Below are 14961 nucleotides of genomic sequence, written 5' to 3' on the forward strand. Positions count from 1 at the left end.
CCGGGCCGTCCCCGGCCCTCAGGCGCGCTGCGCGCGCAGGGTGCGCCCGCGCAGGTGCTGGTAGATCTGGTCCAGCGACAGCAGCACCGTGAGCATCACCGTGGTGGCGATCACCAGCAGCGGCAGGCGAAAGGCCGAGATGAAGCCCGCGCCCTGCGGGATGGCGGCGCGTTCGCTGGTGGTGCAGACGAACTCGGCGGCGGCCATGCCGGTGTAGTGCATGGCGCAGACGGCGATGCCCATCACCACCGAGGCCGCCAGGCGGCGCGCCAGGGTCTTGCTGTTGAAGGCCAGCCAGAGCGCGGCGGTGGCGGCCACCACGGCGATCAGCATGGACGTGGCCACCAGGGCCATGTCCCAGGAAATAAAGCCGTAGATCTTCAGGCCGAACATGCCCAGGTAGTGCATGACGACCACGCTCATGCCCAGCAGGAAACCGGCGCTCAGCAGCCGCGTGAAGCTCTCGGGCCGGCGCGCGGCGAAGGCCACCGAGCCGGCCGTGGCCAGGACCGCGGCCACCAGCGAGGTGATGGTTTCCAGCATGGAGTAGCTGCTGCCCACGTCCATTTGCAGGGCCAGCATGCCGATGAAGTGCATGGACCACACGCCCACGCCACCCAGGGCGATGCCCACGGTGAACACGCTGTTCCAGTCCAGGGCGCCGCGGCGGTCGCGCAGGCGCGTGGCGGCGCTCAGGGCCACGAAGGAGCCGATGACGGCGAAGGCGAACGACAGGGCGATGAGGCTGGGGTCCCAGGCGGTGTTGACGATGGTGTTCATGGGCGGGCGAAAAGTGATGACTTGGTTCTCAGAAAGGGTGCCAACGATTCTGTTGGCATGCTTCCAGTGAAACAAGCTGTTACCCGGATCTCCAGGCGGAGGGCGTTAAAACGTCCCGTTAAAAACCGCACCCCGCCGCCGTTCAGGGCCCCAATAGCCCCGCAGGTATCATCCCGCGATGGTCCGCCCGCCGGACCGCCGCCTCCCGCCAACGCCGCCTCACCCGGACCGCCGTGCGCCTCAATTCCATCAAGCTTTCCGGCTTCAAGTCCTTCGCCGAACCCACCAACTTCATGCTGCCCGGCCAACTCGTGGGCGTGGTGGGTCCCAACGGCTGCGGCAAGTCCAACATCATGGACGCGGTGCGCTGGGTGCTGGGCGAATCCAAGGCCTCCGAGCTGCGTGGCGAGTCCATGCAGGACGTGATCTTCAACGGCACCACCAGCCGCAAGCAGGCCAGCCGCGCCAGCGTGGAGCTGGTGTTCGACAACAGCGACCACCGCGCTGGCGGCCAATGGGGCCAGTTCACCGAGATCGCCGTCAAGCGCGTGCTGACGCGCGACGGCACCAGCAGCTACTACATCAACAACCAGCCCGTGCGCCGGCGCGACGTGCAGGACGTGTTCCTGGGCACGGGCCTGGGTCCGCGCGCCTACGCCATCATCGGCCAGGGCACCATCAGCCGCATCATCGAGAGCAAGCCCGAGGAGCTGCGCCTGTTCCTGGAGGAGGCCGCGGGTGTCTCCAAGTACAAGGAGCGCCGCCGCGAGACCGCGCACCGCCTGGCCGATACGCGCGAGAACCTGACGCGGGTGGAAGACATCCTGCGCGAACTCAACGCCAACCTCGACAAGCTGGAGAAGCAGGCCGAGGTGGCGGCCCAGTACCACGCGCTGAACGCCAGCGCCACGCTCAAGCAGCACCAGCTGTGGTTCCTCAAGCGCGCCGACGCCGAGGCCGAGCAGGCCCGCGTGCAGAAGGACGCCGCCCAGGCCGCGACCGACCTGGAGTCGCGCACCGCCGACCTGCGCCGCGTGGAAAGCGAGCTGGAGACCATTCGCCAGGCCCACTACGCGGCGGGCGACCAGGTGAACCAGGCGCAGGGCAAGCTCTACGAGGCCAGTGCCGAGGTCGGCAAGCTGGAGGCCGAGATCCGCTTCGTGGTGGAAGGCCGCCAGCGCGTGGAGCAGCGCCTGGCGCAGCTGAAGGAGCAGATCGCCTCCTGGTCCACGCGCAGCCAGGACGCCGCCGTGGAGCTGGAGCAACTGGCCGAGAACATCGTCGGTGCCGAAGAGCAGTCCGTGGTGCTGGCCGCCCAGGGCGAGGAGCAGGCCGGCGCGCTGCCCGCGCTGGACGACGCGCTGCGCGCCGCCCAGGCCCGTTCCGCCGAGCAGCGCACGGCGGTCAACCAGGTGCAGCAGCAGATCCAGGTGCTGGCGGCCGAGCAGCGCAGCATCGAAGAACAGACGCGCGGCTTGAGCCAGCGCCGCGAGCGCCTGGCCGCCGACAGGAACGCCCTGGCCGCGCCCGACGAGGCGCGCGTCAGCGCGGCCCAGCAGGCCATGGCCACGGCCCAGGTCCTGGCCGAGGAAACCGACGCCCGCCTGCACGAGCTGCAGGACAGCGTGCCCCAGCTCGACGACGCGCGCCGCCAGGCGCAGGCGGCGGTGAACGCCGAATCCGCGAAACAGGCCGACCTGAGCGCGCGCCTGGAGGCCCTGAAGGCCTTGCAGGAAAAGGTGCGCACCGACGGCAAGCTCAAGCCCTGGCTGAGCAAGCACGGGCTCGACGGCCTGCAGGGGCTGTGGAGCCGCATCCACGTGGAGGCGGGCTGGGAGAACGCCCTGGAGGCCGCCCTGCGCGAGCGCCTGGGCGCGCTGGAGGTGTCGCGCCTGGAGATGGTGCGCGCCTTCGCCAGCGACGCGCCGCCCACCCGGCTGGCCTTCTACCAGCCCCCGCCGGCCGGCGCCACGAACGAGGGCAACGGCGCGCTCAAGCCCCTGGCCAGCTGGCTGCGCCTGAACGACGCCGCCCAGCAGGCGCTGCTGGGCGACTGGCTGCGCGGCTGCTACAGCGCCGCCACGCTGGACGAGGCCCTGGCCCTGCGCGGCCAGTTGCAGCCCGGCGAGACCCTCTATGTCGCCAGCGGCCACGCCGTCAGCGCCCACAGCGTGAGCTTCTATGCGCCCGACAACGAGCAGGCCGGCCTGCTGGCGCGCGCGCAGGAGATCGAGAACCTGGACAAGCAGCTCAAGGCCCAGGCCCTGATCGCCGAGCAGGCGCGCTCGGCCCTGGTGCGCGCCGACGCCGCCTTCACCGACGCCTCGCAGCGCCTGGTGGTGGCGCGCCGCGAGGCCGCCGAGGCGCAGAGCCGCTCGCACGAGCTGCAGGTGGAGGCGATGCGCCTGACCCAGCAGGCCGAGCAGACGCGCGCGCGCAGCGAGCAGATCAACGCCGACCTCGCCGAGGTCGACGCCCAGCTCGAAGCCCTGCAGGAGCGCCGCGTGACCGCCGAGGCGCGCTTCGAGGAACTGGACATGCAACTGGCCGACAGCCAGGAGCGCCACGCCCAGCTCGACGACGCCGTGATCGAGGCCGAGCGCAAGCTCAGCCACGCGCGCGAGCAGCAGCGCGCGCTGGAGCGCCAGGCGCAGGAGGCCACCTTCTCGCTGCGCAGCCTGCAGGCGCGCCAGGCCGAGCTGCAGCGCTCCATCGACACCGCCGGCCAGCAGGAACAGTCGCTGGCCGACGAGCAGCGGCGCGCGCAGGACGAGCTCTCGCGCCTGACCGACGCCGCCGCGCAGGCCGGCCTGCAGTCCGCGCTGGCCGCCAAGACCGAGCGCGAACAGGCCCTGGCCGCGCTGCGCAGCCAGTACGACGACCTCACCATGAAGCTGCGCGCCAGCGACGAGCGCCGCCTGCAGTTGGAGCGCGAGCTGGAGCCGCTGCGCAGCCGCATCACCGACTTCCAGCTCAAGGAGCAGGCCGCGCGCCTGGGCGTGGAGCAGTACAGCCAGATGCTCGACGAGGCCGAGGCCGACCGCGCGGCCATCGCGCAAAGCATCACCGAAGGCAATGTGCGCCTGGCCGGCCTGCAGGGCGAAATCGACCGCTTGCACCGCGACATCCAGGCCCTGGGCGCGGTCAACCTGGCCGCGCTGGACGAACTCACCGCCGCGCGCGAGCGCAAGACCTTCCTGGACGCGCAGACCGCCGACCTGAACGAAGCCATCACCACGCTGGAAGACGCGATCAAGAAGATCGACAACGAAACGCGCGAACTGCTGGGCTCCACCTTCGAGACCGTCAACGCGCACTTCGGCCGCATGTTCCCCGAGCTGTTCGGCGGCGGCAACGCCAAACTCATGATGACCGGCGAAGAGATCCTGGACGCCGGCGTGCAAGTGATGGCCCAGCCGCCCGGCAAGAAGAACCAGACCATTCACCTGCTGTCCGGCGGCGAGAAAGCGCTCACCGCCATTGCCCTGGTGTTCGCCATCTTCCAGCTCAACCCCGCGCCGTTCTGCCTGCTCGACGAGGTGGACGCACCGCTGGACGACGCCAACACCGAGCGCTACGCCAAGCTGGTGAGCGCCATGGCCAAGGAGACGCAGTTCCTCTTCATCAGCCACAACAAGATCGCGATGGAGATGGCCCAGCAGCTCATCGGCGTGACCATGCAGGAGCAGGGTGTCTCGCGCATCGTGGCGGTGGACATGGAGTCGGCCGCCGGGATGATGGAAGCCACTTGAGGAGCCCCGTGCCATGAGCAGCCTGCAGATCGGACTGGTCATCGTCGGCGGCCTGGTGCTGGCGGCGGTGGTGGCCTACAACGCCTGGATCACGCGCCAGAGCGCGCCGCGCACGGCGCGCGAGCGCCTGGCGCCGGGCGAGGCGCTCGAACCCGCCCTGGGGCCCCAGGGCGACCCGCTGGCGGAGCGGCGCGAGCCGGGTTTCGGCGACGCCGTGCCGGACGGCGAGCGTGAGGCGGCGCCGACCGAGGCGCCGCGCGAGGGCCTGGGCGGCGAGGCCGCCGGCACCGGTGACGAGGGGCCGATCGAGCCCACCCTGGCCCCGCTGCCCGAGCGCCGCCCCGGCCCCGCGCTGGACGCGCTGATCGACGTCATCGCGCCGCTGGCGCTGGAGCATGAGGTGTCGGGCGAGGCCGTGCTGGCGGCGCTGCCCGCCACGCGGCGCGTGGGCAGCAAGCCCTTCGCGGTGGAAGGCCTCAATACGCAGAGTGGCGAATGGGAGGTGGCGCGGCCGCACCAGCGCTACCGGGCGCTGCAGGCCGGTGTGCAGCTGGCCAACCGCGCCGGCCCGCTCAACGACATCGAGTTCTCCGAGTTCGTGGTGAAGGCCCAGGCCTTCGCCGACGCCGTGGGCGCCAGCCCCGACTTCCCCGACATGCGGGCCGAGGTGGCGCGCGCGCGCGAGCTCGACGCCTTCGCCAGCGGCCACGACGCCCAGCTCGGCTTCACCCTGCGCGCGCGCCGCGCGGCCTGGAGCCCGGGCTATGTCTCGCAGCACGCGGGGCGCCTGGGCTTCGTGGCGGGCACGCTGCCCGGTCGCATGGTGCTGCCGGCCAGCCAGCCGGGCCAGCCGCCGCTGCTGGCCCTGGCCTACGACTCCCAGGCCGCCATGGCCGACGACCCCGAGCAGAGTGCGCTGCGCGAGATCACGCTCTCGCTGGAGGTCACGCATGTGGCGCGGGGCGAGTTGCCCTTCGCGCGCCTGCGCCAGGCCGCCCAGGCCCTGGCCGAGGCCATGGACGGCGTGGTCACCGACGACACCGGCGCGCCGCTGCCGGCCGAGGCCATGGACCAGATCGGCTCGGACCTGGAAGGCCTGTACGACGCGCTCGACGAACGCGACCTCGCCGCCGGCTCGCCGCAGGCGCGCCGCTTGTTCTCATAGACCCCATGACCGCCGATATGTTTGCCGAGTCGACGCCCCCCGCGTCGGCCGCCGAGCGGGCCGCCGAGCTGCGCGCGCTGCTGCACCACCACGCCCACCTCTACTACACGCTGGACGCGCCCAAGATCCCCGACGCCGAGTACGACCGCCTGTTTCAGGAGCTGCAGGCGATCGAGGCGCGGCACCCCGAACTGCTGACGCCCGACTCGCCCACGCAGCGGGTGGGCGGTGCCGTGCTGAAGGAACTGGCGCCCGTGCGCCACGCGGTGCCCATGCTCAGCATCCGCACCGAGACCGACACCGAGGCCAGCGGCGCCGCCGCCTTCGACGCGCGCGTGCGCCGCGAGCTGGGCCTGGCCGAGTCCGATCCGCCCGTGGAGTACCTGGCCGAACTCAAGTTCGACGGTCTGGCCATGAGCCTTCGCTACGAGCGCGGCGTGCTGGTGCGCGCCGCCACGCGCGGCGACGGCGAGACCGGCGAGGACGTGACGCACAACGTGCGCACCATCAAGCAGATTCCCTTGAAGCTCCCCGACGGCGTGCCCGAGGTGCTGGAGGTGCGCGGCGAGGTCTACATGCGCCGCGACCAGTTCGAGGCCCTGAACGAGCGCCAGCGCGAGAAGATCGCCCAGGGTGCCAAGGGCGAAAAAACCTTCGTGAACCCGCGCAACGCCGCCGCCGGCGCCGTGCGCCAGCTCGACTCGCGCATCGCGCGCGAGCGGCCCCTGAGCTTCTTCGCCTATTCCTGGGGCGAGGTGCTCGGCGATCGGCACCCGCCCGCCAGCCAGTACGACTGGCTCATGCGCCTGAAGGCCTGGGGCTTCCCCGTGGCCGAGCAGACGGCCGTGTGCCGCGGCGCCGACGAGCTGGTGGCTTTCCACCGGCGCATCGGCGAGCAGCGCGACGCGCTGCCCTACGACATCGATGGCGTGGTCTACAAGGTCAACAGCCTGGAGACGCAGAAGCGCCTGGGCTTCGTGACCCGCGAGCCGCGCTGGGCCGTGGCGCACAAGTACCCGGCGCAGGAGCAGCTCACCACGGTGCAGGCCATCGACGTGCAGGTGGGCCGCACCGGCAAGCTCACGCCCGTGGCCAAGCTCGCGCCGGTGTTCGTGGGCGGCGTCACCGTCACCAACGCCACCCTGCACAACGAAATGGAGGCGCGTCGCAAGGACGTGCGCGTGGGCGACACGGTCATCGTGCGCCGTGCGGGCGACGTGATCCCCGAGGTGGTGTCGGTGCTGCTGGACAAGCGCGAGGGCGACCCGCCGGTGTTCACCATGCCCAGCCACTGCCCCGTCTGCGGCAGCCTGGCCGTGCGCGAGGAGGGCGAGGCCGACCACCGCTGCACCGGCGGCCTGTTCTGCGCCGCCCAGCGCAAGCAGGCCATCCTGCACTACGCGCAGCGCCGCGCGGTCGACATCGAGGGCCTGGGCGACAAGCTGGTCGAGCAACTGGTGGACAGCGGGCTTATCAAGACCCTGCCGGACCTGTACAAACTCGGCCTCGCCGCGCTCGCGGGCCTGGAGCGCATGGCCGAAAAGTCGGCGCAGAACGTGCTGGACGCCTTGAACAAGCGCCGCGAGACCACGCTGCCGCGCCTGCTGTTCGGCCTGGGCATCCGCCACGTGGGCGAGGCCACGGCCAAGGACCTCGCGCGCCACTTCGGCGGGCTGGACCGCATCATGGACGCCAGCGTGGACGAGCTGCTGCAGGTCAACGACGTGGGCCCGGTGGTGGCGCAGAGCATCCGCACCTTCTTCGAGCAGCCGCACAACCGCGAGGTGGTGGAACAGCTGCGCGCGGCCGGCGTGCACTGGCCCGAGAACGAGGGCGAGCGCAACACCCCGCAGCCCCTGCTGGGCAAAACCTTCGTGCTCACGGGCAGCTTTCCCACGCTCAAGCGCGAGGACGCCAAGGCCATGCTCGAGGCGGCCGGCGCCAAGGTGGCCGGCTCGGTGAGCAAGAAGACCGACTATGTGGTGGCGGGCGAAGAAGCCGGCAGCAAGCTGGACAAGGCCCGCGAGCTGGGCGTGGCGGTGATCGACGAGGCGGCGATGCTGGCACTGCTGGCCACGCCGGCACAGGACCCGCCTACGGCTTGAACCGGTAGTGGTCCCGGTTGAGCACCGCCGCGATGGCCGTGACCTCTTCGGGAAACAGCTGCAGGTTCAGCCGCGTGCTGCAGTTCTCCACCATGCCGCGCAACAGGGCGGCGTTGTTGATGCGGCCCTGGGGGCGGTAGATGGCGCTGCCGTCGCCGCCCACCTGCTTCATATGGCATTGGGCGCATTGGTTGTCTGCCAGGAGTTTTTCGCCCAGCGCGAGGTCGGCGTCTTTGAAGATGGCGGCGCCCTGGGCATGGGCGAGCGCCGGCAGCGCGAGGGCAAGGGCAGGGAGCAGGGACTTCATGGCGTCGTTCCGTGGGGTCGATCGGCGGACCTTCGCCCATGGCGCCGCCCGCGTCAAGCCGCGGCGGTCCTCGGCGCTTCAGGGGCCCGCCAGGCGCCAACTCAGCGTGAGGCCGGCGCGCCAGCGCTTGCGGGGGTTGTCCAGCGGTGTGTCGCCCGTGGGCTTGGACGCGCTGATGTCCACGCTGTAGCGCTGGTGGTCGCTCAGGCGCAGGCCCAGGCTCACCGAACGCAGCGTCTGCGGCAGGGGCGTGCCCTGGTCGGCATAGACGCGCGCGGCCTCCCACAGCAGGTAGGGCTGCCATTGCCGTAGCCAGGCGCCGTCCATGGTGAAGGCCTTGTTGAGCTCCAGGCCCAGGCCCCAGCCCGAATCGCCCACCGCTTCGCCGCTGGCGTAGCCGCGCCCGAAGCGGCCACCGCCGAACGAGGTTTTTTCGCTGCTGGGCAGCGGGTCCGCGCTGGCTTGCAGCGCCAGGGACACCACCGTGCCGAAGCCATTGGCGAAGCGGTTGGCCTGCGAGGCCTCGGCCTGCAGCCGCGTGAAGCCCAGCTCGATCGGGCTGGGGCCCGACAGGCCGGGCAGGTTGCTGAGCAGGCCGGCGCGCGCGCCCAGGCCCTTGAGGCCGTGCGACAGCGTGAGGCTGGCCTGGCGGCTGCGCTCGGGCAGCTGGCTCGCATAGGCCATCTGCCCTTGCAGCACGCGCACGCGCGAATCGTCGGTGAGGTAAGCCCCATTGGCGGGGTTGCTCGTGGTGTCCTGCGTGTCCACGCCGTACAGGCCGAGGCCGATCGTGAGGCTGGCACTGCGCGACAGCCGCAGCGGGTAGCTCGCGCCGATCTCGGCGCGCCGCACGCGGGTCTCGCGCGGCAAGGGCCCTTCGATGCCGAGCTGTTCGTTCGGGTCGCCGCGGTAGCGCGACAGCGTGCCCTTGAGGGACCAGCCCTGGCCGCCGACGAACTGCAGGTAGTGCAGGGCGTTGTAGTGGTCGTGGCGGGCCGATGACACCAGCGTGGACGCACCGATCTGGCTGCCCGGGGCCAGCAGGTCGTTCACCGAGCCCGTGAGCACCGCGCGCGGGTGCGGTTGGCGCGCCTCCAGGCCCACGGCCAGGTCGTAGGGCTTGCGCCGCACCTTGAGCGTGAGCGTGCTCGCGCCGTCGGTGCTGGTGGGCAGGCGCACCTCGGCTTGCAGCGTGATGCCGGGCAGGCGGCCCAGCAGCTCGGTGACGCGCTCGAAGGTCTCGCGGCGCAGGGGCTTGTCGGCGCGCAGCCGCTCGGCGATCTCGCGCAGCTTGGGCTCGGCGCGCCCCGCGTCGCCTTCGAGGCGCACGTCCTGCACGTGGCCTTCCACCGCCACCACGCGCACCACGCCGTCGCGGAAGTCCTGCGCCGGCACGAAAAAGAACGACAGCGCGTAGCCGCGCCGCTGATAAATGGCCGTGGCGCGTTGGCTGGTTTCGATCAGTTGCGCCACGGTGATGGGCTGCCCGGCCAGCGGCGCGAAAAGCGCGGCCACCTCGTCGAAGGGCAGGGACCGGACGCCTTCGATGCTGAAGCGGCGCGGCGTCAGTCCGCGGTTCAGGATGTCGGCGCCCGGCGGGGCCGGGGGCTTGACGTCGATCCGCACCTCCGCGTCCGGCGGCGTGGGCCGTTGCGGGCGCGGCAAGCTGTCGAGGGGGTTGCCCAGGGGCGCGGCGCTCTGCGCGCCCGCGCCCGTGGCGGCCCACCCCGTCAGCCAGGCCAGCAGAAGCCGTCGGGCGTGTGGCCGGGGCATGCGGCGTCTGCCTCAGCGACCGAGCAGGCCACCCACGGTGTTGAGCACGGGCGCCAGCGCACCGCCGGTGCCTCCCGTGCTGCCCGTGAGGCTGCCCACGGTGTTGGTCACCGGCGCCAGCACACCACCGGTTCCGCCTGTGAGGGTGGTCACCGTGTTCGTCACCGGTGCCAGCACGCCACCTGTGCCGCTGGTGCCGCCCAGGGCCGTGCCCAGGCCGCTCACCAGATCGCCGGTGGGGGTGACCACCTGGCCCAGGCTGTTCGTCAGGGGCTGCGAGCCGTCGCCCTGCAAACCGGTGCCGAGTGACTGCGTCGCATCGCCCACGTCCACCACCAGGTTGCCAATGGGCGTGTCGAGGTCGGTGCTGTCGTTCACGCGGCCCGCCAGGCCGCTGGCGGCGGCGGTGATGGGCACGATGAGTGTGCTGACGCCACTGCCCACCCGCTCGACCGGGTTGTCGCCGGGCGCCGAAGGATCGTCCACCGCCTGGCCCACGTGGCCCGCGGTGCGCGTGGTGTTGCCGAGGATGCTGTTTCCCTCCGGCGACAAGGGCAGTTGCGCGTTCCGTTCGCTCAGCACGCGGGTGGCCGGGTTGAGCACGCCATCGCCCAGTGCCGCGCCCAGACCCGTGCCCTGGCCCACGGCCTGGGTGGCGCTCACGGCGGTGTTCGCCGCGCCTTCCAGCGCGGGGGTGGTGCGCTCCAGCAACTGACCTGCTGAGCCACGGGTCGTCTGCGTTTCCACGCCCTGGCCCGCGCGGCGCACCAACTGGCCCGCCCGGTCCACCTGCTGGCTCGCGGGGTCGCTCAGGGGACTCAGGGCGGCGGTGGCTGGGTTCTGGCCCAGGCCGCGCACCGCGTCGCCCGCGCTGGACACCGCTTGGCCCGTCTGGCCCACGGCACCGCCGACGCCCGCGGCCGTGATGCCGAGCGGGTTGTCCACGGTGCCCAGCTGGCCGAGGCCATTGGACAGGGCGCCGCCCAGCGCGCCCACCGCGCCACCGGTGTGGGCGACCACGCCATCGACGCCTTGGGCGGAGGCATTGCCGACCACGGGCGCCAGCGCGCCGGACAGCGGGCCGCCCAGGCCCGAGACGGCCCGCCCGGCGTCGGTTATGGTGTTGCCTTGCTCGCGGACCACCCCGGCCAATGGTGAGGTGGCGCTGGCCGGGGTGTCCGACCCGCCGCCCGAGCCCCCGCCGCCGGAGGCCACGCCGCCGCCACTGCCCGCCGAATTGAGCGAGCCGGTGCCCGAACAGCCCCCCAAGGCCAGCAATGCGACGGTCAATGCGGTCAGCCCGGCGCGGGATGGGAAACGTGAACCTTGTTGAGTCCTGCTCATGGAATCCTCCTGGAGAAGAAATGGAACGCTTGCACATGGCTCGGGCCAAAACCCGGGGAGTCCCAAGGCTTCATCGGTGGCCCTTGCGGCTCAATTAATTGCTGGCGTCTCGCGGAATTCAATGCACCCCGGTCAGACCTGCCTTTCGCTATCGCCGACTCCCGGGGTGCAGTCTAGCCGGGCCCCGGCCCAGAAGGACGGGGGCCGTTGGAGGGGGATTTTTCTCCAATTGATGATGAAATATGGGCTGTCGAAACCTTTCGGTGCAGGGGAAACTGGATTCCTTGTTGAGAATGAAATCCTTCCGTCCTGAAATTCCAATGGTTGGCTTGGATTTAAATAATTGGCATGCTGCCGGTCATTGATTCGGATAGGCCGACGAATTGCGCAATTCCACACACCCAGCGGGCCTCGGCCCAATGGCCTCGTTGCTTGTTCACCATCGCCATGAGCATTCACCCTATTCTGAAAATGGGCGATCCGCGCCTGCTGCGCCACGCCCAGCCCGTCACCGCCTTCGACACGCCCGAACTGCACCGGTTGGTGGCCGACCTGAAGGACACCATGGCCGCCGCCAACGGCGCGGGCCTGGCGGCGCCGCAGATCGGCGTCGACCTGCAGGTCGTCATCTTCGGCAGCGGCGCGCCCAACCCTCGCTACCCGGACGCGCCGGTGGTCCCGCGCACCACGCTGGTCAATCCGGTCATCACGCCCCTGGGCGACGAGCAGGAAGAGGGCTGGGAAGGCTGCCTGTCGGTGCCCGGGCTGCGCGGCGTGGTGCCGCGCTGGCGGCGCATCCGCTACCAGGGCTTCGACGAATTCGGGCAGGCGATCGTGCGCGAGGCCGAGGGCTTTCATGCGCGCGTGGTGCAGCACGAATGCGACCACCTCTGGGGCATGCTGTACCCCATGCGGGTGCGCGACTTCCGCCGCTTCGGCTTCACCGAGGTGCTGTTCCCGGGGCTGGACGCCAGCGACGACGACTGAGGGCGGCCTGGGCGCGCGCAGGCGCCACCCACGGCGCAAACGCTGTTACGCCATTGAAATGATTTGAAATGTTCAGGCCTGAGCTTCGACTAGAGTCTCGGCGCCAAGAACAACACTCAGGGGGGCATCCCCTTTCGCACCATGAAGCGACTGCTCGTGGCGCTGGTCGCTGGCGCCCTGCTGGGCGCGTGCAGCGTGAGCCGGCCACCGACCGAAGTACCCGTCGACCTGCCCGAGCGCTGGGTGGCGCCGCCGCTGGCGCACCAGGGCAGCGCCCAGGCCCTGGGCGACTGGTGGGCCCGTTTCGACGACCCGGTGCTCAGCGACTGGATCGCGCGCGCCCAGCGCCACAGCCCCGACATCGCGTCCGCCCGGGCCCAGGTGTTCGCGGCGCGCGCCGCGCTGGCCGGGGCCGAGGCGCAGGGCCGCCCCCAGGCGAATGCGGTGGCCATCGCCAGCCGGGGCCGCACCGACGTGAACACGCCGCTGGGCACCACGCTGAGCGGGGGGGTACAGGCCTCCTGGGCCGTGGGCCTGTGGGGCGAGGGCCAGGGGCGCGTGGACAGCGCGCAGGCCCAGCAGGACGCCGCCGGCGCACGCTGGCACGAGGCCCGCGTGCTGGTGGCGTCCGAGGTGGCGCAGCTCTATTTCGGCCAGCGCCTGTGCCGCGAACAACTGGCCGTGGCGCTGAACGACCGCGACTCGCGCCGCGTCACGGCCGACAGCAACGACGTGACCGAGCGCGCCGGCCTCACCGCGCCCGCCGTGGCGGCGCTGGCGCGCGCCAGCGCCGCCGAGGGCGTGGCGCGCTGGCGCAGCCAGGAGGCCCTGTGCGAGCGCCAGGTGAAGTCCATCGCCGCCATCACCGCCCAGCCCGAAGCGGACGTGCGCGCCCAGCTCGGCGGCGCGCCCGACCTCAAGGCCTGGCTCGCCTCCGGCCGGGTCGAGCGGCTGCTGGGCGTGAACGCCGTGCCGGCCGACGTGCTGCGCCAGCGCCCCGACGTGTACCGCGCCCAGCGTGAGCTGGTGGCCGCCAGCGAGGACGTGGGCGTGGCCCGCGCCGCGCTGCGCCCGGGCCTCACGCTGCAGGGCAGCGTGCTGCGCAACCACTTCTCGGGCGGCGGCCTGGACTTCACCGCCAATTCCTGGTCCATCGGCCCCATCACCCTGAGCCTGCCGCTGCTGGGGCGCGGCGCCCTGCACGCCAGCGCGGACAGCGCCCAGGCCCGCTACGAGGCCGCCGCCATGGCCTACGCGCGCACGCTGCGCCAGGCCGTGGCCGAGGTGGAGCAGTCGCTGGTCACGCTCTCGGGCCTGAGCGAGCGCCTGGCCGCCACCGAAACCGCGGTGGCCGGCTACAGCCGCTCCTTCGAAGCCACCGAAGCGCGCTACCGCGTGGGCTTCGCCAACCTCAACGAGCTGGAAGAGGCGCGCCGCCTCAAGCTCAACGCCGACAGCAGCGCCGTGGCCCTGCAGCAGGAGCGCCTGGACGCCTGGCTGCAGCTCTACGTCGCCCTGGGGGGCGGCTTCGATCCCGCCGCGATCCCCGCCACCTACCCCGGTGATGCCCTGAATCCCAACGCTTCGAACGACGCCCGATGAACGCCACCTCCACCCCCCGGCGCCGCTGGTTCTGGCCCCTGGCCGCGCTGGCCCTGCTCATCCTCGCACTGGCCGCCTGGCTGTTGCTGCGCCCATCCGCCGATGCCCCGGCCGCCAGCCCGCAGGGCGCCGGCGGCGCCAGCGCACCGGCCGCGGGCGACCAGCCCCGGCCCGCGCTCACCGTCACGGTGGCCCAGCCGCAGCGCGAGTCGATGCCCATCCGCCTGCAGGCCAACGGCAACATCGCCGCCTGGCAGGAGGCCAGCGTGGGCGCCGAGGTGAACGGCCTGCGCCTGTCCACGGTGAACGTGAACGTGGGCGACGCCGTGCGCAAGGGCCAGGTGCTGGCCGAGTTCGTGCGCGAGACCACCCAGGCCGACACCCTGCAGGCGCGCGCCAGCCTGATGCAGGCCGAGGCCAGTTACCAGAACGCCAAGGCCGACGCCGAGCGCGCGCGCGCCATCGAGAACACCGGCGCGCTGTCGAAGTCGCAGGTGGCGCAGTACCTCACGCAGGAGAAGGTGGCGTTGGCGCAATGGGAGGCCGCCAAGGCCGCGCTCGGCGCCACCGAGGTGCGCCTGGGCAACACCCGCGTGCTGGCGCCCGACGACGGCGTGATCTCCGCCCGCGCGGCCACCGTGGGCGCCGTGGTGGGCGCGGGCCAGGAGCTGTTCCGCCTGGTGCGCCAGGGCCGCCTGGAGTGGCGCGGCGAGGTCACGCCCAGCGAGGTGGACCGCGTGAAGATCGGCCAGTCCGTGGCGGTGACGGCCGCCACCGGCCGCGAGGTGCAGGGCAAGGTGCGCGCCATCGCGCCCAGCGCCGACCCGCAGACGCGCAACATCCTGGTCTTCGTCGACCTGCCGCGCCATGCCGAGCTCAAGGCCGGCACCTTCGCGCACGGTGCCTTCGACCTGGGGCAGAGCGAGGCGTTGACGGTGCCCAGCCAGTCGGTGGTGGTGCGCGACGGCAGCAACTACGTCTTTGCCATCGACGCGCAGAGCCGCGCCAGCCAGCTCAAGGTGCGCACCGGCCGCCGCGTGGGCGAGCGCGTGGAAGTGCTCGAAGGCCTGCAGGCCGAGGCATCCGTGGCGGTGCAGGGCGCGGGCTTCCTCAACGAAGGTGATCTGGTGAAAGTGGTGCAGTGAC

At 71.7% G+C, this 14961-nt stretch carries 10 protein-coding genes; 6 read left to right on the plus strand and 4 right to left on the minus strand.

Annotated features, from left to right (window positions below; all coding sequences use genetic code 11):
• Positions 1–18 precede the first annotated feature (18 nt).
• Positions 19–780 carry an MHYT domain-containing protein gene (locus tag DY262_RS01655; protein ID WP_116957244.1) on the minus strand — a complete coding sequence of 254 codons (762 nt, stop codon included), beginning with the start codon at positions 778–780 and terminating at the stop codon, positions 19–21.
• Positions 781–1013: 233 nt separating this feature from the next.
• Here DY262_RS01655 and smc point away from each other — a divergent pair, with 233 nt between their 5' ends.
• Genes smc through ligA form a run of 3 tightly spaced genes read left to right on the plus strand, consistent with a single transcriptional unit; the run spans position 1014 to position 7802 of the window.
• Positions 1014–4532, plus strand: coding sequence for a chromosome segregation protein SMC (gene smc, locus DY262_RS01660; RefSeq protein WP_116957245.1), 3519 nt, complete (start codon positions 1014–1016; stop codon positions 4530–4532).
• Between the two features lie 13 nt (positions 4533–4545).
• Entirely contained in the window at positions 4546–5697 is a 1152-nt protein-coding gene (locus tag DY262_RS01665) for a cell division protein ZipA C-terminal FtsZ-binding domain-containing protein (protein WP_116957246.1), read from the plus strand.
• 5 nt (positions 5698–5702) lie between these two features.
• Positions 5703–7802 (plus strand): NAD-dependent DNA ligase LigA, encoded by a 2100-nt coding sequence (gene ligA / locus DY262_RS01670; protein ID WP_116957247.1) that lies wholly within the window; start codon positions 5703–5705, stop codon positions 7800–7802.
• Here ligA and DY262_RS01675 read toward each other — a convergent pair.
• From DY262_RS01675 to DY262_RS01685, 3 genes are all read right to left on the minus strand, one after another.
• Positions 7792–8109 (minus strand): hypothetical protein, encoded by a 318-nt coding sequence (locus tag DY262_RS01675; RefSeq protein WP_116957248.1) that lies wholly within the window; start codon positions 8107–8109, stop codon positions 7792–7794. The genes ligA and DY262_RS01675 overlap by 11 nt on opposite strands.
• A 78-nt stretch (positions 8110–8187) precedes the next feature.
• Entirely contained in the window at positions 8188–9882 is a 1695-nt protein-coding gene (locus DY262_RS01680) for a ShlB/FhaC/HecB family hemolysin secretion/activation protein (protein WP_116957249.1), read from the minus strand.
• 12 nt (positions 9883–9894) lie between these two features.
• The gene (locus DY262_RS01685; RefSeq protein ID WP_181936375.1) at positions 9895–11172 is read right to left on the minus strand and encodes a collagen-like triple helix repeat-containing protein; all 1278 of its coding nucleotides are present in this window, start codon (positions 11170–11172) and stop codon (positions 9895–9897) included.
• A 501-nt stretch (positions 11173–11673) separates the two neighbouring features.
• Between DY262_RS01685 and def the strand changes: the two genes are divergently transcribed.
• The 3 genes from def to DY262_RS01700 all read left to right on the plus strand — a co-directional run bounded on the left by def (position 11674) and on the right by DY262_RS01700 (position 14960).
• Complete coding sequence (def, locus tag DY262_RS01690) at positions 11674–12213, plus strand: peptide deformylase (RefSeq protein ID WP_116957536.1); 540 nt, start codon at positions 11674–11676, stop codon at positions 12211–12213.
• 141 nt (positions 12214–12354) lie between these two features.
• Positions 12355–13815, plus strand: a complete 1461-nt coding sequence (locus DY262_RS01695; protein WP_116957251.1) for an efflux transporter outer membrane subunit — start codon at positions 12355–12357, stop codon at positions 13813–13815.
• Positions 13812–14960, plus strand: a complete 1149-nt coding sequence (locus DY262_RS01700) for an efflux RND transporter periplasmic adaptor subunit (RefSeq protein ID WP_116957252.1) — start codon at positions 13812–13814, stop codon at positions 14958–14960. Before DY262_RS01695 ends, DY262_RS01700 begins: the two co-directional genes overlap by 4 nt.
• Position 14961: the final 1 nt, after the last annotated feature.

This window comes from Hydrogenophaga borbori, assembly GCF_003417535.1.
Taxonomy (GTDB): Bacteria; Pseudomonadota; Gammaproteobacteria; order Burkholderiales; family Burkholderiaceae_C; genus Hydrogenophaga; species Hydrogenophaga borbori.

Excerpts from the sequence above, each read along its gene's own strand:
- DY262_RS01655 (WP_116957244.1), bottom strand. The coding sequence starts at position 780 with ATGAACACCATCGTCAACACCGCCTGGGACCCCAGCCTCATCGCCCTG.
- DY262_RS01665 (WP_116957246.1), top strand. The coding sequence starts at position 4,546 with ATGAGCAGCCTGCAGATCGGACTGGTCATCGTCGGCGGCCTGGTGCTG.
- ligA (WP_116957247.1), top strand. The coding sequence starts at position 5,703 with ATGACCGCCGATATGTTTGCCGAGTCGACGCCCCCCGCGTCGGCCGCC.
- DY262_RS01675 (WP_116957248.1), bottom strand. The coding sequence starts at position 8,109 with ATGAAGTCCCTGCTCCCTGCCCTTGCCCTCGCGCTGCCGGCGCTCGCC.
- DY262_RS01680 (WP_116957249.1), bottom strand. The coding sequence starts at position 9,882 with ATGCCCCGGCCACACGCCCGACGGCTTCTGCTGGCCTGGCTGACGGGG.
- def (WP_116957536.1), top strand. The coding sequence starts at position 11,674 with ATGAGCATTCACCCTATTCTGAAAATGGGCGATCCGCGCCTGCTGCGC.
- DY262_RS01695 (WP_116957251.1), top strand. The coding sequence starts at position 12,355 with ATGAAGCGACTGCTCGTGGCGCTGGTCGCTGGCGCCCTGCTGGGCGCG.
- DY262_RS01700 (WP_116957252.1), top strand. The coding sequence starts at position 13,812 with ATGAACGCCACCTCCACCCCCCGGCGCCGCTGGTTCTGGCCCCTGGCC.